Origin of the sequence: Comamonas sp. A7-5, from assembly GCF_039581385.1 — a bacterium.
GTDB lineage: Bacteria > Pseudomonadota > Gammaproteobacteria > Burkholderiales > Burkholderiaceae_C > Comamonas > Comamonas thiooxydans.
This window is the reverse complement of record NZ_JBCPWO010000006.1, coordinates 132,439-153,561: the sequence shown is the minus strand read 5'-3', so window position 1 is coordinate 153,561 and position 21,123 is coordinate 132,439. Positions and strand designations below refer to the sequence as shown.

Sequence of the window (21,123 nt, the reverse complement as noted above, 5' to 3'; positions counted from 1 at the left end):
CGCAAGGCATTCAAGCCGTCGTTTCACCGCCTGGCCGAGGGCATGAAAAAAGGCCCCGAAGGGCCTTTCTTGCGAGTGACGAGCACCTGACGCTCAGATCACGCCTTGTGCCAGCATGGCGTCGGCCACCTTCACAAAGCCGGCGATGTTGGCGCCGTCGATGTAGCTGATAGTGCCGTCTTCGCGCTTGCCGTGCTTCACGCAAGCAGCGTGGATGCTTTGCATGATTTGCAGCAGACGGGCGTCCACTTCTTCTGCGGGCCAGGACAGGCGGGCCGAGTTTTGCGACATTTCCAGACCCGAAGTGGCCACGCCACCGGCGTTGGATGCCTTGCCGGGTGCGTACAGCACACCGGCAGCTTCGAAGGCGCGGGCGGCTTCGTTGGTGGAGGGCATGTTGGCGCCTTCAGCCACGCACAGCACGCCGTTGGCGATCAGGGTCTTGGCATCGGCTTCGTTCAGTTCATTCTGAGTGGCGCAAGGCAGGGCCACGTCCACCTTGATGGACCAGGGGCTCTTGCCGGCCAGGAATTCCACGCCGGAAACCAGCTTGGCGTAGTCGCTGACGCGGCCGTACTTGTGGTTCTTCACGTCCATCAGGATGGCCAGCTTTTCGGTGGTGAAACCTGCAGCGTCGTACACGGTGCCCGAGGAGTCGGACACGGTCACGACCTTGGCGCCCAGCTCCATGGCCTTTTCCACGGCGTACTGAGCCACGTTGCCCGAACCGGACACGGACACGGTCTTGCCTTCAAAGGACTGGCCGCGAGTGGCCAGCATTTCACGGGCGAAGTAGACGGTGCCGTAGCCGGTGGCTTCGGGGCGGATCAGCGAGCCGCCGAAGGACAGGCCCTTGCCGGTGAATACGGAAGCTGCAGTGTTCGACAGCTTCTTGTACATGCCGGCCATGTAGCCCACTTCACGGCCGCCCACGCCGATGTCGCCTGCCGGCACATCGGTGTCGGGACCCACGTGGCGGAACAGCTCGGACACGAAAGCCTGGCAGAAGCGCATGACTTCGGCAGGGCTCTTGCCCTTGGGGTCGAAGTCGGAGCCGCCCTTGCCGCCGCCCATGGGCAGAGTGGTCAGAGCGTTCTTGAAGGTCTGCTCGAAAGCTAGGAACTTCAGCACGGACTGGTTGACCGAGGGGTGGAAGCGCAGACCGCCCTTGAAGGGGCCGATGGCCATGCTGTGCTGGATGCGGAAGCCGCGGTTCACCTGCACCTGGCCCTTGTCGTCAGTCCAGCTCACGCGGAACTGGATGATGCGCTCGGGCTCGACCAGGCGCTCCAGCAAGGCGTGCTCGGCGTACTTGGGATTCTTCTCGATGAAGGGCCACAGGCTTTCCATCACTTCGGTGACGGCTTGCAGGAATTCGGGCTGACCGGGGTTGCGTTGTGCCACTTCTTCCAGGAATTGGCCTACGGACTCGTACTTCATAGAGAACTTTCTGACAGGGACAGAGGAATGCGCTGAAACTCGCGAAACCAAAATTATGCCAAAAAGTTATGCCGTCATGCATTGATTCGGTGCATGAGAGCGCAATTCTGGTGCGCCAATGCCCAAATTTGGAACATTGCTGCCGTATTTATTCTTAGTTTTCAGGCACTTGGATGGTGCAGTTGAAGTAAAGGATTTTTCATCCCGGTGTCGTAAAAACATTTTTGCTGCCTGTTGCACAAGTGTTTTCGTTTCGTGACGGCCGGCTTCATGCGCTCGCCCTGTCTTATCTGTGCTAGCACCATAGTGGTGCATGTGATTTCAGGCACGAAATCTGCAATCGTGAAAACTGATTTTCATGAACCAGGCCGCACGACTCAGCAGGTGGACTGCGCAGCTGGCCTCAGGGCCTGGGTAAATCTGGATTTGAAATTTAAATTTCATATTTTTTAATAAGGAAAAATTTATTTCAATTGGCTTGCCGGCCCTGCGCCAGGCCAGCCCTAAACCAAGAAGAGGTGGATATGGCAGCTGAGATCCCCGTGACGCCCTCGGCGTCAGGCAAGGCCAGTGCGGCGCAGATGCAGCAACTGGAAAATGCGCTCAACCAGATCGGTGTGACGCGCTCGCACAAAAGCATCATCTTTCTGGTGGTCTGCGGTGTGCTCTTCGATGTGTTCGAACAGAACGCGGTCGGCCTGGTCGGCCCCCTGCTGCGCCAGCAATGGGGGCTGGACGCGACGGACATTGCCTTTCTCAACACCATCACTTTCTTTGCCGCCGCCATGGGGCGCCTGCTTTCGGGCTACCTGGCCGATCGCATGGGACGGCGCTTCATGCTCAATGTGAACCTGGCGCTGTTCACGCTGGGTGCCGTCGGCTGCGCACTGGCACCCGATTACGCTTTCCTGGCCGTGGCGCGTGCCATCGTGGGCTTTGGTCTGGGCGGAGAAATCACCACGGCCGTGACCATGCTGGCGGAGTTCTGCTCGGCCCGCTTTCGCGGCACGGCAGTCGGTCTCATCAATGTAGGCGGCGGCGGTCTGGGCAATATGCTGGCGCCGGCATTTGCCCTGGGCGTGTTCACGCTGTTCCCGGGCGATGATTCCTGGCGCTGGCTGTTCGGTTGCCTGGTCATGCCGGCCATCTTCATCGTGTTCTACCGCCGTTTCGTGCCGGAGACGCCGCGCTTTCTGCTCTCCAAGGGACGGGTCGAGGAAGCCAATCAGGTGCTGAGCATGCTGGCGGCCGGCAAGCTGGCCAATGCGCAGTACGAACTGCGCGAGTTCATCACCCCAGGCAGCGCACAAGAGCAGACGGCTGCCGCTCAGACCGTGCAGCGCAGCTCCTTCACCGACATCTTCAGGGGCGGCTATGCGCGGCGCACGATTGCCGTGGGCGTGGCTTCGTGGATGACGTTTGGCGCGCAGCTCTCGGTGCTCACGCTGATGCCGACGATTCTGGTTGCCCAGGGCTATTCCATCACCAAGAGTTTCAGCTTCACCATCGTCATGCAGATGGGCAGCCTGCTTGGGGCAATCGCGGCATCGACCATGGGCTACTACTTTCCGCGCAAGCGGGTGCTGACGGTAGGGGCGATTGCCGCCTGCCTTGCGGGCCTGGCATTCGGCAACTTCACCGACAGCGTGGCCATGATCCTGGTCTGCGGTGCGCTGTTCCAGTTCTGCGTGCTGACGCTAAACACTTCCATCTGGATTTTTGCGCCCGAGCTCTACCCCACGCGCATCCGTGCGCTGGGAACCTCCTTCCTGCTGGCGCTGGGCACGATTGGCGGCGCCATGTCCCAGGTGCTGGCGGGCAAGATGTTCGACCTGCACGGCGTCTCCGGAATGTTCGGCATGATCGCCGCCATGTATTTCATCTTTGCGATTGCCGTGCAGTTTGCACCCGAGACCTTTGGCCGCTCCATCGAAGAAGGCGCGGGCGGTGAATCCCATTCACAGGAGGAGTCTGCAGCGGCTGCAGGCGTACCTGCAAGCGCTCGGGAGCGCACGGCATGAAGGCTGGCATGCATATTCTGCTGATCAACCCCAATACCTCGCAGCAGACCACGGCGCTGATGCTCAGACAGGCGCGGGCCTGTCTGCCGCCCGGCGTGCTGCTGCACGGTGCGACGGCCGAGCGGGGAGCGGCCATGATTACCGACGAGGCGGGACTGAAGATCGCCGAGCAGGAGGTGCTGCGGCTGGGCCTGGGCTTTGCCCAGGGCGATGACAGCCAGGCTGGGCGGGCCATCATCGTGGCCGCGTTTGGCAATCCGGGGCTGGAGTTGCTGCGTGCGGCCCTGCCGGAACGGGTTGCCGCCTTCGGCATAGGCGAAGCCGCCATGCTGCAGGCCGCTCGGGATGAGCAGGGCCGCCCGCGCCGCTTTGGCATTGCGACCACCACGCCGGGGCTGGAGGCTTCGATTGCCGCTTCGGTCGCGGCGCTTGGCCTGGCGCCCTGGTTCTGCGGCACGCGCATTGCCCAGGGCGAGCCTTTGGTGCTGGCTGCAGATCCGGCCTTGCAGTGCGAGCGCCTGGGCGATGCCGTGGCCCAATGCGTGCAAAGCGATGGCGCACAGGCCGTGGTGATCGGCGGCGGCCCGTTGTCCGAAGCCGCGTTGTGGCTGGCGCCGCGCTTTCAGGTGCCGGTGCTGTCGCCCGTGGTGGCCGCAGTGCAGGCGGCGCTGGCCGGCCTGTCGCTCGCCGTCGCTAGCTGATCGCTATTGATTCAAGAGCTTCTACCGCTAATCATTCATGGATTTCAGATGGAAAAATGTCTGAAATCTATGAATAGCAGGCGCAGCAAGCTTTTGATTTCATAGCATCTCGTCCAGCGCATCGTGGCTGGTCTCGATAGCCGCCATATGTCTGCGCCCCGGCTGCCCGCTTTGCTGCAAGGTGGCCGTGGCAATCAGGTGGCAGAGCATGAAAAGCGCCGTGTGATTGTCCAGCGGTCCCGGGGCCGAGGTCTGCACGCGCAGCAGCCAGTCCGCCTCGGGGGCCGGGCTGGCATGGTCGGTGATGCAGATCAGGCGGGCGCCCAGCAGCCTGGCCTGGCGCGCGAACTCGCTGACCACGCGCACGCTGCGGCGCAGGGCAAAGATCACCACGACATCGTTTTCGCCTATCTGAGCCGCATATTCGCCCAGGGTCTCGCCGGCGCCGGGGATGACCTGGCTGGGCATCTCGAGTGCCTGCAGCAGCTGCCAGCGCAGATAGGCGGCAAAGTTGCGGTTCTGGCGATAGCCGACAAAGAACAGCTGTCGGGCGCCGATCAGCGCCAGGGCGATGTCCTCCAGCTGCTGTGCCGAGATCTGTCCTATGGTGACAGCCAGATTCTCAGAGGCCTGGCGCAGATGGGTGGCAATCACATCCGCCGTGGGCTTGCCCTGGGCCGATGCGGCAGCCAGAAACAGCGGCGAGCCGTTGTCGCCCTGGGCGCGAGCATGGCGGCGCGCATCCTCGTAGCCTTCGTAGCCCAGCCGCTGTATGAAGCGAGTGACCGTGGCATTCGATACCCCCGTGAGCTTGGCCATCTCGGCCGCAGCATAGCTCGACAGATTGCCGGGAAAGTCCAGCAGGAATTCCGCCAGCCGCCGCTCCGAGGGCGGCAACTGCGGCAGGGCCGCACGCACGCGGGCGATGAAGGAGTGGGCTTCGGCGGGTTCCGGGGTGGAGGAGCTGGGGTTCATGACGGCGGATGGCAGGCGGGCCCGCCGATCTGCCGGCCCGCTGTTTTTTGTCGATATCGGCAATGTAGCGGTTATTTGGCGGCCATTGCCGAGCTGCCGTCAGCGCCCGCGCAGAAACAGCGCATCCAGCTCCTTCATGCTCAGCTGACGCCAGGTGGGGCGGCCGTGATTGCACTGGTCGGAGCGCTCGGTCACCTCCATCTGGCGCAGCAGCGCATTCATCTCGTCCAGCGTGAGCTTGCGGTTGGCGCGCACTGCGCCGTGGCAGGCCATGGTGGCCAGAATCTCGTTGCGTGCGCGCTGCACCACGGTGCTGGCGTCATGCTGGGCCAGTTCGGCCAGCACGCTGCGCGCCAGCTCCACGGCATCGCCCTGGGCCAGCGTGGCCGGCACGGCGCGCACGGCCAGGGTCTTGGGCGAGAAGGGCGAGACCTCCATGCCCAGGGTCAGCAAGGTCTCGGCATGGGCTTCGGCCGTGGCGACTTCCTCGGGTGTGGCGGCAAAGGTGGCGGGAATCAGCAGCGGCTGGCTGGGAATCTGCTGGTCGCCATTTTCCGTATTCACGGCATTCTTGAGCTGCTCATAGACGATGCGCTCATGGGCGGCATGCATGTCCACGATGACCATGCCCTGGCTGTTTTCGGCCAGGATATAGACGCCGTGCAACTGGGCCACGGCCCGGCCCAGCGGCCAGACGGGGGTGTTGTCTGTCGCAGCCGTTACGGGTGGCTGCGTTGCTGGCGCTGCGGCATGTTCGGCAGTTTGCATGGCCGCAACCGGTTCGACCGGGGCTGCAGCTGCAGCCTTGGCAACGATCTCAGTAGCGGCTGGCGCTTCCTGCATCTGGGGGGCAGGCGCTTTGCGCTGGAAGTAGCTGGACTGGCCCGAAGGGCGCAGCCTGATGCCTTCGTCCTCGGGCTGAGGCACGGGGCTTGGCATGGCCGTGGTGTTGGTGATCGTGGTCGCGCCGGTGGCCGATTCAGGCGTCGCAGCTGTGGCAGTCGCTGGGGCTGGTGCCGCAGTCGCCATCTGGGGCGCGGGCGCAGGTGAGGTTTCCGCGGTGGCTTCGCGCATGGGCTCCCAGAGCTTGGCCAGGTCGCGCACGGGATTGCCGACGGCGGGTTCGCCAAAGCTCATGCGGGTTTGCGGCCAGGCCGGGGCTGCGACGGGCTTGGTCGCGGGCTTGGCCGGGACAGGCGTGGCAGTGCTCTCGTCGATCAGGCCGGGCTGTCGGGCAGCTTCCTGGGCTGCCGCCTCGACCACGGCTGCGGCGCGCGGTGTGGCCAGCGCGTTCTCGATCGCGTGGCGCACCGCCTGGTGGACTTCGCGGCTGTCTCGAAAGCGCACCTCGATCTTGGTGGGATGCACGTTCACATCCACACGCGCGGGGTCGATCTCTATATAGAGCGCGTAGACCGGCTGCTTGTTGCCATGCAGCACGTCCTCATACGCAGAGCGGGCCGCATGCGTCAATACCTTGTCGCGAACAAAGCGGCCGTTGACATAGCAGAACTGCTGGTCGGGACGCGAGCGCGCCGCGTCCGGGATGCCGGCGCGGCCCGTGACGTGGACGGGGCCGGCCCAGTGATCGACGGCGACCGAGTTGTCGACAAACTTATCGTTCAGCACATCGGCCAGGCGGCGCGACAAGGCTTCGTCGGGCGTGCTGCCGGCAGCGCGCCATTGCTCGACCAGCTTGCCTTCATGCCAGATGGCAAAGCCCACATCGGGGCGTGCCAGCGCATGGCGGCGCACGGACTCTATGCAATGCGCGAGCTCGGTGGCATCGGTCTTGAGGAATTTGCGGCGCGCGGGCGTGGAGAAGAACAGCTCCTTGACCTCTACGGTCGTGCCCTGGTTGCGTGCGGCGGGGCGCAGCTCGCCGCTGCGTGCATCCAGCAGATAGGCCGAGTCCTGACCTGCAGGGCGCGAGAAGATGGAGGTTTCCGATACCGAGGCGATGGCGGCCAGTGCCTCGCCGCGAAAGCCCATGGTGGCCACGGTTTCCAGATCGTGCAGATCGCTGATCTTGCTGGTGGCATGGCGGCGCAGGGCCACGGGCAGCTCGTCGCGCGGGATGCCGCAGCCGTCGTCTTCCACCGCGATCAGGCGCACACCGCCGGCCAGCAGGCGCACGGTGATCTGGGCTGCGCCCGAGTCCAGAGCGTTGTCCACCAGTTCGCGCACCACGGAGGCGGGGCGCTCGACCACCTCGCCGGCGGCGATCTGGCTGATCAGCTCGTCGGGCAGGTCGCGAATCGGCCGGCGCACGGGGGCTGCCTGGTCGGCGGTTTCGGTAGGGGAGGGGGAGAGTTCGGGGCTGGTTGCGTTCACGGCAACCATTCTAGGCGGCTGTACAAACCGGCCGGGAAGTGAGTTTTTTGAGAGAGGAAAACACAAAGAGCCGCCGGAATACTTCTGGCAGCTCTTCGTTGAACCCGCGGGCGCAGGGCTTAGTGGCGGTGGCGGTAGCCGCCCTTGGTCAGTTCGTTGCCGATCAGAGCACCGGCGGCGGCACCGCCGATGGTGCCCACGGGGCCGCCAAACAGCACGTTGCCCACTGCACCGCCGGCCACGGCACCTGCGCCGATACCGACTTGCTGACGGCTGGGGCCATGGGCGCAGCCGCCCAGTGCCAGTGCGCCGGTCAGTGCGGCTGCCAGAGTCAGGGCCTTGCCATAGCGCATGGTGAATGTCTTCATGTTCGTATTCCTCTCGTCGTGCTAGTTATGGAAAGCGGTCTGGTCTCTGTGCCCACTCCTGCACATGCGGGAGGCTGGAGACGCCGGACTTTGTTGGCCAGGGGGCCGATGTCGTGATTTGCAATGCACGGCTTGCGGCGACACATCTCTACTGTGCCAGCAGAAATGGCAAGCTGACGTATTGTTGACGTTTAGTTTTATCAAAACTTGTAACAAACCAGCATTAAATAGCCGGCCTTGTTGCAGTCTGCAAGCAGCTGTGAGTTTGCTCTCAAAAACATGGCACTACAGCAAAGGGTGGAGCGTCTGCGGGCTTTGGGGGCGCAGTACATTACTGGCCGGCATACGCCGGTATGCCAATCCATTTTTGAGGACCGTGTTTTGGAAATCATTCAGTTTCTGATCGACTTCATCCTGCATATCGACAAGCATCTGGAAGCCTTTGTCGTGGCCTATGGGCCTTGGGTGTATGCCCTGTTGTTCATCATCGTGTTTGTCGAAACCGGTGTGGTGGTCATGCCTTTCCTGCCCGGTGACTCGCTGATGTTCATTGTCGGCGCGCTGTGCGGTGCCGGCTACATGAGCTACCCGTTGGCGGTGGTGGTGCTGCTGGCAGCAGCCATCCTGGGTGACCAAAGCAATTACACGATAGGCCGCTACCTGGGCCCCAAGGTGTTTCAGTGGGAGGACTCGCGCTGGTTCAACCGCAAGGCTTTTGACCAGGCCCACAACTTCTATGAGCGCTATGGCGGCGTGACCATCATTCTTGCGCGCTTCATGCCTTTCATTCGCACCTTTGCACCTTTCGTGGCCGGTGTGGCTCATATGAGCCGCGCAAAGTTCAGCCTGTTCAATGTCGTGGGGGCCGTGCTCTGGGTGGTGGGCATCAGCGCCGCAGGCTACTTCTTCGGCAATATGGAGTGGGTGAAGAACAATCTTGAAAAAATCATCTGGGGTCTGATCCTGGTGCCCGGTCTGATCGCCATCTTCGGTGCCTGGCGCGCCGGCAAGGCCGAAAAAGCCAGGACCGCCTGATCTGCACTCTTGACAGTGCTTTGCCCCGACCGGAAAAGCGCTGACCCATGAAAAAGCCCCGGCAAGCCGGGGCTTCTTTTTTGGGCATTCAGATCGGATCGAGGCGTTTATTTGCGCTTGCCTACCTCGTTGCCGATCAGCGCGCCTGCCGCGGCACCGCCTACGGTGCCCAAAGTGGAACCAAACAGTGCATCACCGACCACGCCGCCAGCGACGGCGCCGACACCGGTGCCGATCTGGGCATTGGTGGGCGAGGTGGAGCAGCCTGCCATGGCCAGCGTGAAGGCAGCAGACACGGTGATGGCAAGAGTTCGCAGTTTCATGAGGTCTCTCCTGTACAGCTGCCCTAGAGGCCAGCTTTCATAAGAACACGCCTTGATCTTGAACCTTTTGCCCTGGCTTTCAGGTAGGAGAGAGGGCCAAGCCTGTGTCATTCAGGCTTGGCGACTGTCATCGAGCCGGCTTGTCGGCTGACAGCCAGCATGGTGGTTTTGTGTAAGCGCGCACTTAAACCGATCGGCTGCGCGCCAGGGGCGGGTTGTGGGCGAAGTACTTGCGTATGCCTGTCATCAGCGCGTCGGCCAGTTGCTCGCGGTAGGCGGCAGAGGCCAGCTTGGCTTCCTCCTCGGGGTTGCTGATGAAGGCCGTTTCCACCAGCACGCTGGGAATGTCGGGCGCCTTCAGCACGGCAAAGCCGGCCTGCTCCACACGGGCCTTGTGCAGCTTGGCCATGCTGCCGATTTCGCCCAGCAGCGAAGTACCCAGCTTGAGGCTGTCCTTGATCTGGGCGGTGGTGCTCATGTCCAGCAGCATGCGCTGCACATGCTGATCCTGCAGTCCGCCCACGTTCAGGCCGCCCACGAGGTCGGCCTGATTTTCCTTGTTGGCCAGCCAGCGGGCGGCCGTGCTCGATGCCCCGCGTTCGCTGAGCGCAAACACGCTGGCACCGCGCGCTGCCGGGGTGGTGAAGGCATCGGCATGGATGCTGATGAACAGATCGGCCTGGACGCGGCGGGCTTTTTCCACGCGTGTGGCCAGGGGCACGAAGAAGTCGGCATCGCGCGTCATGAAGGCGCGCATGGGGCTGCCGCCTATACGCGAGTTGTTGATGCGCTCGCGCAGCAGATGGGCGACCTTGAGCACCACGTCTTTTTCACGCAGGCCGCTGGGACCGGTGGCGCCGGGGTCTTCGCCGCCATGGCCGGGGTCCAGTGCCACGATGATGATGCGGTCCGTGCTTTGCGAGGTGGCAATATTGGGCGCAGGCCTGGGTGCCGGAGCCGGGCGTGGCGCGGGAGCCGGTGGCGGAGGCACAGGAACAGGTGCCGGGGCCTGTGCAATCACCGCGGGAGCCGGTGCTGGAGTGCTGGGGCGCTGGTTGCGCTGGGCAATCAGATCACCCAGAGGGTCGGCCTGGGGCGCTGTCGCAATCGCCGCAGGGGGCGGTGTCGTGATCGCGGGGTTGTGCGGTGCCGGGGCGGCAGCCGTGCTGCCGGCATCGCGCAGGCGCTCGCTGATCAGAGCCTCCAGCGGATCCACGGCCTTGGCGGGGTAGAGGTCCAGCACCAGCCTGTGCTTGTAAGGAGCAATCGGGGCCAGCGTGAAGACCTGGGGTCTGGCTTCCTGCTTGAGGTCGATCACCAGACGCACCACACCGGGGGCAAACTGGCCGACGCGGATGCTGGCGATATTGGGGTCGTCGGAGCGGACCTTGGCCACCAGTTCCTTGAGCGCCGGATTCAGATCCAGGCCCTCGATATCGACGGCCAGCCGCGGCGGGCTGGGAACGAAGACCGGCTTGGCCGTCAGCGGAATATCGGATTCCAGTGTGACGCGCGAGTAGTCGGGGGCGGGCCAGACGCGCACGGCCACGATGCTCGCGCCCTGCGCAATATGCTGGCGGCCCAGCAGCAGAACCACGCCGCCTGCCTGCAGCAGATTGCGGCGGGAAAGACCCAGCCGGGAAGGGCCCAGCCGGGAAGGGCCCAGCCGGGGCTGATCGGGAAAAGCCGTGGAGGAGGTTGTTTTGCTCATGCCGTCAATGCTTCAAGCACGGTGCAGCCTGCGGGGGTGCCGGCCTTGAGCGTCACCTGTCGCTGCACATCGTCAATTGCTTCGATATGGATAGCTATATCCGCAACAGGTGTAACCGCTGCGGCCTTTTCGGGCCATTCTGCCAGCTTGAGTCCGGCGCTGGCAAAAATGTCACGAAAACCTGCATCTTCCCATTCGCGCGGATCGTCGAAGCGGTAGAAGTCAAAGTGCCAGATCGAGAGGTCGCCGGCCTCGTGCGGCTCCACCACCGCATAGGTCGGGCTCTTGATGCGGCCCTGCACGCCCAGGGCGCGCAACCAGTGACGCACCAGCGTGGTCTTGCCCGCACCCAGGTCGCCATGCAGGGTCACATAGGCGTTGCGCAGCTGGGGCAGGGCGGCCAGTTGCCGGGCAAAGCGCTCGGTTTCCTGTTCGCTTTGCCAGAGTATCTGGCGCTGCGCCAGCGCCGGTGTGGGCTCGCTTCCTACAATTCGGGGTGTATGTTGAGCAGCAGTCAATTGGTTCCTTTGATGCAAGCCTGGGCTCGCGAGCTGGGATTTTCCCAAATCGGCGTGGCGGGCGTGGATTTGTCCTCGGCAGAACCCGGTTTGCTGCAATGGTTGGCGCAAGGGTTTCATGGCGAGATGCATTACATGCAGGCCCATGGTTTGAAACGAGCCCGGCCAGCGGAATTAGTTCCCGGCACGGTGAGCGTGATTACCGCGCGCATGGATTATCTGCCGCGCGAGACCGGGGACGGCTGGCAGGCCGTGGAATGGGATCGGCTCAAGCGTCCCGAAGAAGGCATTGTCTCCATCTACGCCAGAGGCCGTGACTATCACAAGGTGCTGCGCAACCGCCTGCAGAAGCTGGCTGAGCGCATCGCACAGGAAATAGGCCCGTTCGGCCACCGTGCTTTTACCGACTCCGCCCCGGTGCTGGAGGCCGAGCTGGCAAGCCGCAGCGGCCAGGGCTGGCGCGGCAAGCACACCCTGGTGCTGAGCCGCGAGGCCGGATCGATGTTCTTTCTGGGCGAAATCTATGTGGACTTTGCGCTAGAGACCACCGTCCCCGTCACAGCGCACTGCGGCAGCTGCTCGTCCTGCATCGACGCCTGTCCCACGGGCGCCATCATCGCGCCGCACAAGGTCGATGCGCGGCGCTGCATCTCCTATCTGACCATCGAACATGCGGGCAGCATTCCCGAGGAACTGCGGCCCTTGATGGCCAACCGCATCTATGGCTGCGATGACTGCCAGCTGGCCTGTCCCTGGAACAAGTTTGCCCATCCGAGCGTCTTGCCGGACTTCGACGCCCGCGCCGGACTGGCCGGCACTCAACTGGTGCATTTCCTGGCCTGGGATGAAGCCACTTTTTTGCGCGTGACCGAGGGCAGCCCCATCCGCCGCATTGGCCATGCGCGCTGGCTGCGCAATGTGGCCGTGGCCCTGGGCAATGCCTGGCGCGAAACCGGCAGGCCCGAACTCAAAGCCGCGCTGCAGAGCCGGGCCGATCATCCCGACCCCGTGGTGGCCGAACATGTGGCCTGGGCGCTGGCGCAGCGCGCCTGACTTTTAGTGAAATTGGCCTCTATCGCTTATTCAGTAAGTACAAGAAGCTATCAAGTTTAAATGCCGATCAGCCAGAGCCCGAAGGGCAGGCTGAGCACGCCCAGCATCGTGGACAGCGACACCAGACTGGCCACAAACGAGCCTTCATAGCCCATGCGCACAGCCAGCACATAGCAGGACGAGGCAGTAGGCAGGCTGGAGAACGCCATCAGCGCAATCGCCTGCGGCTGGTTGAGGTGGAACAGCTGAACCATGGCAAAGGCGATCAGCGGCTGGATGGCATGGCGTATCAGCAGCAACTCGCTGGCCAGCAGCTTGTTGCTGGCCAGTGCACTGAGCTTGAGACCGGCGCCGGCGGCCATCAGGCCCAGTGCGATCGAGGCCGCACCGATGCGTGCCACGGGGGCTTCCAGCAGGGCAGGAATCTTCAGTCCGGCGGCATTGAACAGCAGGGCGCTGACGGTGGCGATGATCAGCGGATTGCGCAGCAGATGACCGACAAAATGCTGGTCGCTGCCACGCGTCATGGGCCAGACGGCGGCCACATTGAACAGCGGCACGGATACGCCGATCAGCACCGAGACATAGAGCAGTCCGTCCGGCCCTGCCAGGCGCGAAACCAGTGCCAGCGCGATAAAGGAGTTGAAGCGAAACGCCACTTGCGCTGCTCCCGCATAGCCGCGTGCATCGATGCGCCGGCCAAGAAGAGGCAGGTGCGGAAGGCTGTAGGTCAGCGCAATGCCCAGCAGGCCTCCCAGCACACCGGCAGCCAGCAATTGGCTGGCGTCGCCCCACTGGATCGGGTTGCGCGTGATGGAGTGAAACAGCAGCACCGGAAACAGCAGGTAGTAGACGAGCTGCTCCACGGCTTGCCAGACGCTGCGGTTGATGGGCGTGAAACGGCACAGCACATAGCCCAGCACGATGAGCGCGAAATCGGGAAAAAGCAGTTCTAGATAGTTCACGGCCTGTAAGCATAGGGCCGGTCATAGGTTTGCTGAGAGAAAGCTGTCGCCAAGTTTCTATGTAGTAGTACTTACTGTTGTCGCTCGGCTCATTCGAGCTGAACTTTGATGCGCTTCAAGGAAATGGTGTGAATCTAGGGTAATTACTGAGAAATCAGGGCTAACAAGAATGTGTCGGGTTTTTTGCGGCACGTACCATCAGCCGTTAATTTCAGAACTCATAAGGAGACCCCTTCATGAATCGTCGTATGTGCGTGGGCCTGACAATGGCTCTGGCAACTGTAGGTTTCTCGACCGGTGTGTTGGCAGAGGCCAACTACCCCAGCAAGCCCATCAAGCTGCTGGTGCCCTTTGCCGCAGGCGGCACGACCGACATCATTGCGCGTGTGATCGCCGAGCCGCTGAGCAAGGAACTGGGTCAGTCCGTGGTGGTGGACAACAAGGGTGGTGGCGGCGGCGTCATTGGTGCGCAGGAAACCGCGCGCCAGAAGCCTGACGGCTACAACCTGGGTATTTCCACCCTGTCGACCATGGCCACCAATCCGGCCATCAACCCCAAGACTCCCTACAACCCGCTGACGGACTTCACGCCCATCATCAATATTGCGGCCACGCCCAATGTGATCGCCGTGAACCCCAAGTTCCCCGGCGCGGCTAACTACAAGGCTTTCGAGGCCGAACTCAAGGCCAATCCCGGCAAGTACTCCTATGGCTCGTCCGGTACGGGCGGCATCCAGCACATGCTGATGGAGCTGTACAAGTCGCTGACCGGCATCCAGATGACCCATGTGCCTTATCGCGGCGCGGGCCCGGCCCTGAACGACGCGGTTGCCGGCCAGATCCCCATGATTCTGGACAACCTGCCTTCGGCGCTGCCTTTCATCAAGGACAACCGCCTCAAGGCCATCGCCGTGGCAGCTCCCCAGCGTCTGGCCGTGCTGCCTGACGTGCCCACCTTCAAGGAAGTGGGTCTGCCCCAGGTCAATCGCATGGCTTCCTACGGCATTCTGGGCCCCAAGGGCATGGACAAGGCCATGGTCGACAAGATCAATGCCGCTGTGAAGAAGGTGCTGCAGGACCCCGCGGTCAAGAAGCGCATCGAAGACACCGGCTCGCTGGTGGTGGGCAACTCTCCTCAGGAATTCGCCAAGGAACTGAAGGAAGAGTTCGAAACCTACAAGCAGGTCGTGGCCAAGCAGAAGCTGACACTGGACTAAGCAGCTGATCTGCTGCCGATGCAGTAGCGGATACCGCAAGCCCGAATTGCCTTTGAGGCAATTCGGGCTTTGTTTTTTATATTATTTTCCGCTGCCCAGGCAGCAACAGAATCTTGCCGATGCTGACCCCGGACTCCATATGTCTGTGCGCCCCAGCAGCATCTGCCAAAGCGAAGGAGCTATCGATCACGGGCCGTATCGCTCCACTCTCCAATGCACCAAGCCATCGCTGGGCAAAGCGCTGGACCATCGCCTGCTTGACTTCGGGCGAGCGTGACTTCATCACGGTTCCGAAGATCCGCAGATGGCGGTACAGCACCAGGTCCATGGGCAATGCAGCGCCCTGGGAGCCGCCCAGCAGGCCCACCATCACCATGCGCCCGCCGACGGCCAGCGATCGCACATTGGGCTCCAGGTAGGGGGCACCGACGAAATCGATCACGATGTCCACGCCTTTGCCGTCGGTGGCCTGGGCCACCACGGTTTGGAAGTCCTCGCTGCGATAGTCGATGAAGACATCGGCTCCGAAACCCAGAACCGCTTCGCGCTTGTCGCCGCTAGCCGTCGCAAAAACCCGGGCGCCGGCAGCATGTGCAAGCTGAACGGCGGCCGATCCGACACCACCCGCTGCCGCATGGATCAGCACCGATTCGCCGGCGCGCAAGCCAGCCAGATGAAACAGGGCCTCGTGTGCGGTCACGAACACCTCGGGTATCGCACCGGCATCCACCAGGTCCAGATTCCCGGGGACATGTATCGCCATGCGGTGGTCTATGCGCGAAATCTCGGCATAAGCGCCGCCGCCCACGATGCCCATGACCCGGTCGCCCACGGAGAAGCCCTGCACCAAGGGACCGGCCTCGATCACGGTTCCGGCGATCTCCAGGCCCATGGTGTCTGCGTCACCAAAGGAAGCTCGGCCATAGGCGCCCTTGCGGTGATAGAGGTCGGCACGATTGACGCCGATGGAGGCGTTGCGTACCAGCAAGTCGTGGGGGCGAAGCTCAGGAGCCGGCAGCTCGCGGGCCACCAGCACCTCGGGCCCGCCAAAGTCGTCAAAAACGATGGCCTGCATGGTGGAGGGCTTTGCTGCGAGGATGGAGTCTGTCAAAAAGGTGGGCATAGCGTCGTTCTCGAAATATCTTTGGGCGCTGAAGATTACGACGCAAAGCTTTGTTTGCAATGCAGCGATTTCGCTCTACATTGATGCAAATTTGCATCAACTGATGAGCCATGAACTGGGACGATACCCGCATCTTTCTCGCCCTGAGCCGCACGCACTCATTGCGCGCCGCAGCGCGCAGCCTGGGCATTGATCAGGCAACGGTCGGGCGACGCCTGAATGCGCTGGAGTCCGAGCTGGGGGCAAAGCTGTTTTTGCGGGCCAAGGATGGATACCTGCTCACGGCCGCTGGCGAGGTGGCACTGGCTGCGGCAAAGCGTATGGAGAGTGCGGCCCTGGACTTGCGCACCAAGATCGAGGGTCAGGATGAAAATCCCGGTGGGCTGGTGCGCGTGACAAGCACCGACTCCATCGCTATTGACCTGTTGCTGCCCGCTGTCGAGCGTTTGCAGCAGCACTGGCCGAATATCCGCGTGGATCTGGAAGTCTCCACCCAGTTGCTCAGCCTCGGTCGCCGGCAGGCGGATATTGCTTTTCGCAACGTCAGGCCTGATACCCCAGAGCTGGTGGTTCGCCGTGTGGCTTCGTGGCCTGTGGGGCTGTTCGCAAGCACGAGTTATCTGGCTCGCTTTGGCGAGCCCGCCCCTGAAGACGAGTTGCGCGGTCACCATCTGGTGGCATACGGGCCTTATCTGGAGCAGAGTCCGCTACTGAGCATGGCCGGAGTGCCGGCACGTCAAGCCAGGATTGCCATGTCGGTCCGCTCCAGTCTCCTCGTGCGCAAGGCGGTTGCTGCAGGCATCGGGATTGGGGAAATGCCGTTGTGGATGGGGGAGCGCGAAGGCCTGGTGCGTATCTGGCCGCAACGCCGACGTCCGAACGACTACGAAGTCTGGCAGGTCATGCATCCCGATCTGCAGCGCACGGCTAGGGTGAGAGCGGTTGCGCAGTTCCTGGCCGAGGCTTTCGATGGTCCATCAGCCGGCATCAGCTGAAGCAGGCACAGCATTTGCCATTGCCGGTATCTGACCCTGATCTCCATGGTGCACCGAGCTGATTTCAGCTCGGTGCATCCTCGCCAGCGTGTACGCTAGCTCCATGTTCGACACTCCTAAAAAAGCCCGCAAACCGCAGATTCCCGATGACTGGCCGCAGCCCTTGCCGCAGAGCCAGCATGCGCTCGATCAGTTCATCGATGCCCTGCTGCTGGAGGACGGGCTTTCGCGCAATACCCTGTCCGCCTATCGGCGTGACCTGACAGCGGCTGCGCGCTGGCTGGCGCGGCTGCAGCCGCCCAAGGCGCTGGATGCTGCGCTGGAAGCCGATCTGCAGGGCTATTTCACGGCCCGTGTGGAGGGCACCAAGGCCACCTCCTCGAACCGCAGGCTGACGGTATTGCGTCGCTACTTTCACTGGGCGCTGCGTGAAAAGCGCATCGCTGCCGACCCCACGGTGCGCATGCTGGCGGCCAAGCAGCCGCCGCGCATGCCCAAGACCCTGACCCAGGAGCAGGTGGAGGCCCTGCTCGATGCGCCCGATGTGGACAGCCCGCTGGGCTTGCGCGATCGCGCCATGCTGGAGCTGATGTATGCCAGCGGTCTGCGCGTCAGCGAACTGGTGGGTGTGCGCATGCATGAGCTGGACCTGCGCTCGGGCGTGCTGCGCGTGACGGGCAAGGGGCGCAAGGAGCGGCTGGTGCCGTTTGGTCAGGAGGCGCAGCACTGGCTGGAGCGCTATCTGCAGCAGGCGCGAGCGGCGATTCTGGGAGGGCAGCAGACCGAGGAGGTGTTTGTGACCCAGCGCGGTGCGGGCATGAGCCGCGTGATGTTCTGGGTCATCGTCAAGAAATGCGCGCAGATCGCGGGTATCAACTCGCCCCTCTCACCGCATACGCTGCGCCATGCGTTTGCCACCCATTTGCTCAACCATGGCGCCGACCTTCGCGTGGTGCAGATGCTGCTGGGGCATGCCGATATCTCCACCACCACCATCTACACCCATGTGGCGCGCGAGCGGCTCAAGGCTCTGCATGCCGAGCATCACCCGCGCGGCTGAGCCGCTACCTAGGTCGTCGCGCTGCCAAGCTGCAGGTGGTATAGCCCCCAGACGGCGGCAGGAAAGCGCTGCTTGACGGGCAACTGGCCGAGCTCCGGAATCTGATGGGCTGCAAAAATGGCCCAGAGCGGGCCCACGCCGCCCATTGCCAGCGGCACGCCGTCCAGCTGGGTGGCAATCAGCATGCGCCAGCGCACGGCCTGGGCCAGCGGTATCTGGCTGCGATAGCCGTCTATGCCCTGCAAAGTCAGTTGCAGGCCGCGCGCCATGGCCTGGCCTACATCCACGCCGGCGGCCTGCAGCACCTGCTCCAGCAGCGGGCCTTGCAGGCTGTGCTCGGCTTCGTCGTATTCAAGCGTAGTCCTGAGCGTCTGCTGCTCCAGGCTGTTGAGCGCATCCATGCCACAGGACCAGGCTGCATCAAACAGATAGCCATGGATGATCAGCATGCGGTCCGCCACGGCCTGCGGCTTGCCGCGATTGGCCTGCACACCGGGGCCGCTGATGGTGAGCACTGCGGGTTGCAGGCCATCGAGCACACAGGTGCGGGAGGCCCTGCGTGTGGCCGCGGCGGGCAGAGCCATGGCGCCCAGTGCAGCGCCCGCAGCACCGCTTCGCAGCAAGATGGAGCGACGTGATAGAGGTTGTTTTTCTGCCATGGGGCGCTTTCTTTGTGGAGATTGCTGCAGTCTAGCGGCAAGCCTTGCGGGCGTCATTGCGACATGTCGATGAAGGTGTTGGTCGGTTGGAGTGTTGGTCTATTTGAATGTTTGAAGTTTTATTTTGATGTTTTCTGTCCAGTGAATTGACGAATCGTCGTCCAAATCAACCGGGGAATTCACTTTGGTCAAAAATGCAGGTCTTGATTTTTGGATTTCGAGTGATGACTAACTTTCTGCGTCGCAGCATGCTGACCTGTGCCCTGGCAGCCGTGCTGCCTGCCACCTTGTCCCTGAATGTCCAGGCGGCCGACAAAGCCGACGCGGCTGGCTGGCCCAGCCGTCCCATTCGTCTGGTGGTGTCCTACCCTGCTGGTGGTGTGAGCGATGTGGTGGCCCGTGCACTGGGTGAAAAGCTGTCGCAGTCGCTGGGTCAGTCGGTGGTGATCGACAACAAGGCCGGCGCGGGTGGCGCGATTGGCCTGGACCAGGTCGCCAAGTCCAACCCCGATGGCTATACGCTGGGCTTTTCGTCCATCAGCCCGCTGACGCTGAGCCCCCATCTGGGCAAGCCGCTGTTCGATCCGCACAAGGATATTGTTCCCGTGGTCAGCGTGATGTATTCGCCCGTGCTGCTGCTGGGAACGACCCGTCTGGCAGCCAAGAGCTTTCCCGAGCTGATGACCCAGGCCAAGGCCCACCCCGGCGATGTGCGCTGGGCCACGGCCGGTCTGGCCTCGCTGGGCCACATCATGCTCGAGCAGATTGCCGATCAGGGCAAGGTTCAGATCACCCATGTGCCTTACAAGGGCGGTGGCCAGCAGCTCAATGACGGCCTGAGTGCACAGTTCGAAGTGTTGTCCACGAATGCCGGCCCGGCCGTGATGCAGCACATCAAGGCCGGCAAGTTCAAGGCCCTGGCCGTGGGAGCTCCGGCGCGTCTGGACTCGCTGCCTCAAGTGCCCACGCTGGCCGAGCTGGGTTACAAGAACGCCAACACCACATCGGTCTTCGGCATCTTCGCTCCCGCGGGCGTGCCCGCCCCCGTGCTGGCTCGCCTGAATGCCGAGGTGAACAAGGCGCTGGCGCTGCCCGAGATCCGTCAGCGCCTGGAGGCCACTGACAATGTGCCTACCGGCGGCAAGGCGGCGGACTTTGCCAAGCAGATCGAGGTCGAGTCCAGGTCCAACGCCCAGATCATCAAGGCTGCAGGTATCCAGACCAACTGATCGGGACTTTCTTGAATGAAAAAGGGCTTGCGGTCACATCGGCTGCAAGCCCTTTTCCGTTGTGCGCAGCAAGCGCACTGACTGGTAGCGACGCGGATTGGCTCAGATCACTTCGCTGGCCAGGTTGTCGGCCCAGCTCAGTGCCTGCAGATGGGCCCAGTTGACCTGGTGGTTGGACAGCTGCAGCGCATTGGCGGCGCGGGCAAAAGCCGCTTCGTCGCCAGACTCGCAGGCGCGCGTCAGATCCAGGAAGGGCGCAAAAACGCCCTGGTTGTGTACCAGTGCGTCAACCACGGACTGGGGCAGGGCTACGGATTCCAGGGCCTTGGCCATGGGCTGGCTCAGCATCACATCGAGCAGCGAGAAAACGCCCACGACGAAAGCGTGGTCGCATTCCTCGGGCGGCAGCAGCTCGGCGGTCAGCAGCTCCATCAGGCGGCCGCGCACCACGGCTGTCTGGCCCACAGCCGGCGGTGTGCCGCCGGCGCGTGAGGTGGTCAGCAGCAGGGCCGCCCAGCGGAACAGCTTCTTGAGGCCCAGAATCATCACCGCATGGCGGAAGGAGGTGATCTCGCAGGACAGGCCGAAACCCGAGCTGTTGATGAAGCGCAGCAGGTTGAAGGACAGCGTGGGGTCCTTCTTGAGCAGCTCTTCGATCTCCTCCGTGCTGGCCTGCTGGCGCACCAGGTTGATGAGCTGGATGATGGTGGTCTGCGTGGGGCGGATGGTGCGCGCCTGCACGAGCTGGGGCTGGGCGAACCAGTAGCCCTGGAACAGCTTCACACCCAGGCCCAGCATATGCTCGAACTGCTCGGCTGTTTCGACCTTCTCGGCCACGATCTGGGCGCGTGTGTAGGTCTGGGCAAACTTCACCAGCTTCTCGGCATGCTCGATCGCGAAGCTCTGCATGTCCAGCTTGACGAAGGAGGCCATGGGCAGCCATGACGCATAGTTGCGGCGCAGCAGGTTCTGGTCGAAAGCCAGGCGAAAGCCACGCTGGCGCAGGGCCGCAAATGTGGGCAGGCAGGCTTCGATGTTTTCCTGCGTGGCATCGGCGGGCAGGGCCGGCACTTCCAGTACCACACGGTCGGGGTGAATCAGCTCCAGGTGGCCGCCGCTCAGGCTGTCGTGGGTGCAGTTGATGAAAACCGTCTTTTTGCCCACCAGGGCTTCGGCACCGGCGTAGGACAGTGCATTGAACAGCAGTGCCGCATCGGATGCTGCTGTGTGTGCGTTATGTGCAACCGAGCGGTCAAACAGCTCGTAGCCATACACATCCCGCTTTTCATCGACGATTGCCTGACGCGCAATGCTGGCCATATTGGCCTCGTCCCTGTCTGCAACGGGGCTGGCGGTTGGTGAAGAGGCGTTTGTGTCAGAGGTATCCATGTCGGTT

Annotated in this window: 20 protein-coding genes; 8 read left to right on the top strand and 12 right to left on the bottom strand. The window is 62.9% G+C overall.

Going from position 1 to position 21,123, the window contains the following annotated elements:
- Nucleotides 1-93: 93 nt before the first annotated feature.
- On the bottom strand, nucleotides 94-1,440 hold the full coding sequence (gene gdhA / locus AAIL67_RS13285; protein WP_003064453.1) for an NADP-specific glutamate dehydrogenase: 1,347 nt from the start codon (nucleotides 1,438-1,440) through the stop codon (nucleotides 94-96).
- A gap of 66 nt (nucleotides 1,441-1,506) precedes the next feature.
- Nucleotides 1,507-1,755, bottom strand: a complete 249-nt coding sequence (locus tag AAIL67_RS13280; RefSeq protein WP_343484209.1) for a hypothetical protein — start codon at nucleotides 1,753-1,755, stop codon at nucleotides 1,507-1,509.
- Between the two features lie 209 nt (nucleotides 1,756-1,964).
- Between AAIL67_RS13280 and AAIL67_RS13275 the strand changes: the two genes are divergently transcribed.
- Nucleotides 1,965-3,461, top strand: a complete 1,497-nt coding sequence (locus AAIL67_RS13275; protein ID WP_063661524.1) for an MFS transporter — start codon at nucleotides 1,965-1,967, stop codon at nucleotides 3,459-3,461.
- Complete coding sequence (locus tag AAIL67_RS13270; protein ID WP_224650020.1) at nucleotides 3,458-4,162, top strand: aspartate/glutamate racemase family protein; 705 nt, start codon at nucleotides 3,458-3,460, stop codon at nucleotides 4,160-4,162. The genes AAIL67_RS13275 and AAIL67_RS13270 overlap by 4 nt, the downstream gene beginning before the upstream one ends.
- A gap of 99 nt (nucleotides 4,163-4,261) precedes the next feature.
- Here AAIL67_RS13270 and AAIL67_RS13265 read toward each other — a convergent pair whose 3' ends face one another.
- The 3 genes from AAIL67_RS13265 to AAIL67_RS13255 all read right to left on the bottom strand — a co-directional run bounded on the left by AAIL67_RS13265 (nucleotide 4,262) and on the right by AAIL67_RS13255 (nucleotide 7,839).
- Nucleotides 4,262-5,137 (bottom strand): MurR/RpiR family transcriptional regulator, encoded by an 876-nt coding sequence (locus AAIL67_RS13265; RefSeq protein ID WP_034378795.1) that lies wholly within the window; start codon nucleotides 5,135-5,137, stop codon nucleotides 4,262-4,264.
- A 99-nt stretch (nucleotides 5,138-5,236) separates the two neighbouring features.
- Nucleotides 5,237-7,480: a DNA mismatch repair endonuclease MutL gene (mutL, locus tag AAIL67_RS13260; RefSeq protein ID WP_343484208.1), complete on the bottom strand. Its 2,244-nt coding sequence runs from the start codon at nucleotides 7,478-7,480 to the stop codon at nucleotides 5,237-5,239.
- Between the two features lie 110 nt (nucleotides 7,481-7,590).
- Entirely contained in the window at nucleotides 7,591-7,839 is a 249-nt protein-coding gene (locus tag AAIL67_RS13255; protein ID WP_003064462.1) for a hypothetical protein, read from the bottom strand.
- 381 nt (nucleotides 7,840-8,220) lie between these two features.
- Between AAIL67_RS13255 and AAIL67_RS13250 the strand changes: the two genes are divergently transcribed.
- Complete coding sequence (locus AAIL67_RS13250; RefSeq protein WP_003064464.1) at nucleotides 8,221-8,874, top strand: DedA family protein; 654 nt, start codon at nucleotides 8,221-8,223, stop codon at nucleotides 8,872-8,874.
- Nucleotides 8,875-8,981: 107 nt separating this feature from the next.
- Here AAIL67_RS13250 and AAIL67_RS13245 read toward each other — a convergent pair whose 3' ends face one another.
- The 3 genes from AAIL67_RS13245 to tsaE all read right to left on the bottom strand — a co-directional run bounded on the left by AAIL67_RS13245 (nucleotide 8,982) and on the right by tsaE (nucleotide 11,426).
- The gene (locus AAIL67_RS13245; RefSeq protein ID WP_003064466.1) at nucleotides 8,982-9,197 is read right to left on the bottom strand and encodes a glycine zipper 2TM domain-containing protein; all 216 of its coding nucleotides are present in this window, start codon (nucleotides 9,195-9,197) and stop codon (nucleotides 8,982-8,984) included.
- Nucleotides 9,198-9,381: 184 nt separating this feature from the next.
- Nucleotides 9,382-10,908 carry an N-acetylmuramoyl-L-alanine amidase gene (locus tag AAIL67_RS13240; RefSeq protein WP_343484207.1) on the bottom strand — a complete coding sequence of 509 codons (1,527 nt, stop codon included), beginning with the start codon at nucleotides 10,906-10,908 and terminating at the stop codon, nucleotides 9,382-9,384.
- On the bottom strand, nucleotides 10,905-11,426 hold the full coding sequence (tsaE, locus tag AAIL67_RS13235; protein ID WP_003064470.1) for a tRNA (adenosine(37)-N6)-threonylcarbamoyltransferase complex ATPase subunit type 1 TsaE: 522 nt from the start codon (nucleotides 11,424-11,426) through the stop codon (nucleotides 10,905-10,907). The genes AAIL67_RS13240 and tsaE overlap by 4 nt, the downstream gene beginning before the upstream one ends.
- Nucleotides 11,427-11,438: 12 nt before the next feature.
- Here tsaE and queG point away from each other — a divergent pair, with 12 nt between their 5' ends.
- Nucleotides 11,439-12,479 (top strand): tRNA epoxyqueuosine(34) reductase QueG, encoded by a 1,041-nt coding sequence (queG, locus tag AAIL67_RS13230; RefSeq protein WP_343484206.1) that lies wholly within the window; start codon nucleotides 11,439-11,441, stop codon nucleotides 12,477-12,479.
- A gap of 56 nt (nucleotides 12,480-12,535) precedes the next feature.
- On the opposite strand, the gene AAIL67_RS13225 is transcribed toward queG, so the two are convergent.
- On the bottom strand, nucleotides 12,536-13,444 hold the full coding sequence (locus AAIL67_RS13225) for an AEC family transporter (RefSeq protein ID WP_012837347.1): 909 nt from the start codon (nucleotides 13,442-13,444) through the stop codon (nucleotides 12,536-12,538).
- A gap of 236 nt (nucleotides 13,445-13,680) precedes the next feature.
- Here AAIL67_RS13225 and AAIL67_RS13220 point away from each other — a divergent pair, with 236 nt between their 5' ends.
- Nucleotides 13,681-14,661, top strand: a complete 981-nt coding sequence (locus tag AAIL67_RS13220) for a tripartite tricarboxylate transporter substrate binding protein BugE (protein WP_063661492.1) — start codon at nucleotides 13,681-13,683, stop codon at nucleotides 14,659-14,661.
- 76 nt (nucleotides 14,662-14,737) lie between these two features.
- Here AAIL67_RS13220 and AAIL67_RS13215 read toward each other — a convergent pair whose 3' ends face one another.
- Nucleotides 14,738-15,784, bottom strand: a complete 1,047-nt coding sequence (locus AAIL67_RS13215) for an NAD(P)H-quinone oxidoreductase (RefSeq protein WP_343484205.1) — start codon at nucleotides 15,782-15,784, stop codon at nucleotides 14,738-14,740.
- 110 nt (nucleotides 15,785-15,894) lie between these two features.
- Here AAIL67_RS13215 and AAIL67_RS13210 point away from each other — a divergent pair, with 110 nt between their 5' ends.
- Both AAIL67_RS13210 and xerD read left to right on the top strand, forming a co-directional pair.
- The gene (locus tag AAIL67_RS13210) at nucleotides 15,895-16,779 is read left to right on the top strand and encodes a LysR family transcriptional regulator (protein WP_034359927.1); all 885 of its coding nucleotides are present in this window, start codon (nucleotides 15,895-15,897) and stop codon (nucleotides 16,777-16,779) included.
- 103 nt (nucleotides 16,780-16,882) lie between these two features.
- The gene (xerD, locus tag AAIL67_RS13205; protein WP_063661490.1) at nucleotides 16,883-17,839 is read left to right on the top strand and encodes a site-specific tyrosine recombinase XerD; all 957 of its coding nucleotides are present in this window, start codon (nucleotides 16,883-16,885) and stop codon (nucleotides 17,837-17,839) included.
- A gap of 8 nt (nucleotides 17,840-17,847) precedes the next feature.
- Here the strand turns inward: xerD and AAIL67_RS13200 are convergent, their stop codons facing one another.
- A complete protein-coding gene (locus AAIL67_RS13200; protein ID WP_063661488.1) occupies nucleotides 17,848-18,498 on the bottom strand; it encodes a molybdopterin-dependent oxidoreductase in 651 nt (216 codons plus the stop codon).
- 224 nt (nucleotides 18,499-18,722) lie between these two features.
- Here AAIL67_RS13200 and AAIL67_RS13195 point away from each other — a divergent pair, with 224 nt between their 5' ends.
- The gene (locus AAIL67_RS13195; RefSeq protein ID WP_034408734.1) at nucleotides 18,723-19,727 is read left to right on the top strand and encodes a tripartite tricarboxylate transporter substrate binding protein; all 1,005 of its coding nucleotides are present in this window, start codon (nucleotides 18,723-18,725) and stop codon (nucleotides 19,725-19,727) included.
- A gap of 102 nt (nucleotides 19,728-19,829) precedes the next feature.
- Here the strand turns inward: AAIL67_RS13195 and AAIL67_RS13190 are convergent, their stop codons facing one another.
- The gene (locus AAIL67_RS13190) at nucleotides 19,830-21,116 is read right to left on the bottom strand and encodes an HDOD domain-containing protein (RefSeq protein ID WP_034359932.1); all 1,287 of its coding nucleotides are present in this window, start codon (nucleotides 21,114-21,116) and stop codon (nucleotides 19,830-19,832) included.
- Nucleotides 21,117-21,123: the final 7 nt, after the last annotated feature.

Coding starts and splice junctions, on each gene's coding strand:
- AAIL67_RS13245 (WP_003064466.1), bottom strand. CDS start 9,197: ATGAAACTGCGAACTCTTGCCATCACCGTGTCTGCTGCCTTCACGCTG.
- AAIL67_RS13210 (WP_034359927.1), top strand. CDS start 15,895: ATGAACTGGGACGATACCCGCATCTTTCTCGCCCTGAGCCGCACGCAC.
- gdhA (WP_003064453.1), bottom strand. CDS start 1,440: ATGAAGTACGAGTCCGTAGGCCAATTCCTGGAAGAAGTGGCACAACGC.
- AAIL67_RS13190 (WP_034359932.1), bottom strand. CDS start 21,116: ATGGATACCTCTGACACAAACGCCTCTTCACCAACCGCCAGCCCCGTT.
- mutL (WP_343484208.1), bottom strand. CDS start 7,480: ATGGTTGCCGTGAACGCAACCAGCCCCGAACTCTCCCCCTCCCCTACC.
- AAIL67_RS13255 (WP_003064462.1), bottom strand. CDS start 7,839: ATGAAGACATTCACCATGCGCTATGGCAAGGCCCTGACTCTGGCAGCC.
- queG (WP_343484206.1), top strand. CDS start 11,439: ATGCAAGCCTGGGCTCGCGAGCTGGGATTTTCCCAAATCGGCGTGGCG.
- AAIL67_RS13200 (WP_063661488.1), bottom strand. CDS start 18,498: ATGGCAGAAAAACAACCTCTATCACGTCGCTCCATCTTGCTGCGAAGC.
- AAIL67_RS13270 (WP_224650020.1), top strand. CDS start 3,458: ATGAAGGCTGGCATGCATATTCTGCTGATCAACCCCAATACCTCGCAG.
- AAIL67_RS13240 (WP_343484207.1), bottom strand. CDS start 10,908: ATGAGCAAAACAACCTCCTCCACGGCTTTTCCCGATCAGCCCCGGCTG.
- xerD (WP_063661490.1), top strand. CDS start 16,883: ATGTTCGACACTCCTAAAAAAGCCCGCAAACCGCAGATTCCCGATGAC.
- AAIL67_RS13220 (WP_063661492.1), top strand. CDS start 13,681: ATGAATCGTCGTATGTGCGTGGGCCTGACAATGGCTCTGGCAACTGTA.
- AAIL67_RS13265 (WP_034378795.1), bottom strand. CDS start 5,137: ATGAACCCCAGCTCCTCCACCCCGGAACCCGCCGAAGCCCACTCCTTC.
- AAIL67_RS13195 (WP_034408734.1), top strand. CDS start 18,723: ATGACTAACTTTCTGCGTCGCAGCATGCTGACCTGTGCCCTGGCAGCC.
- AAIL67_RS13280 (WP_343484209.1), bottom strand. CDS start 1,755: ATGCACCACTATGGTGCTAGCACAGATAAGACAGGGCGAGCGCATGAA.
- AAIL67_RS13275 (WP_063661524.1), top strand. CDS start 1,965: ATGGCAGCTGAGATCCCCGTGACGCCCTCGGCGTCAGGCAAGGCCAGT.
- AAIL67_RS13215 (WP_343484205.1), bottom strand. CDS start 15,784: ATGCCCACCTTTTTGACAGACTCCATCCTCGCAGCAAAGCCCTCCACC.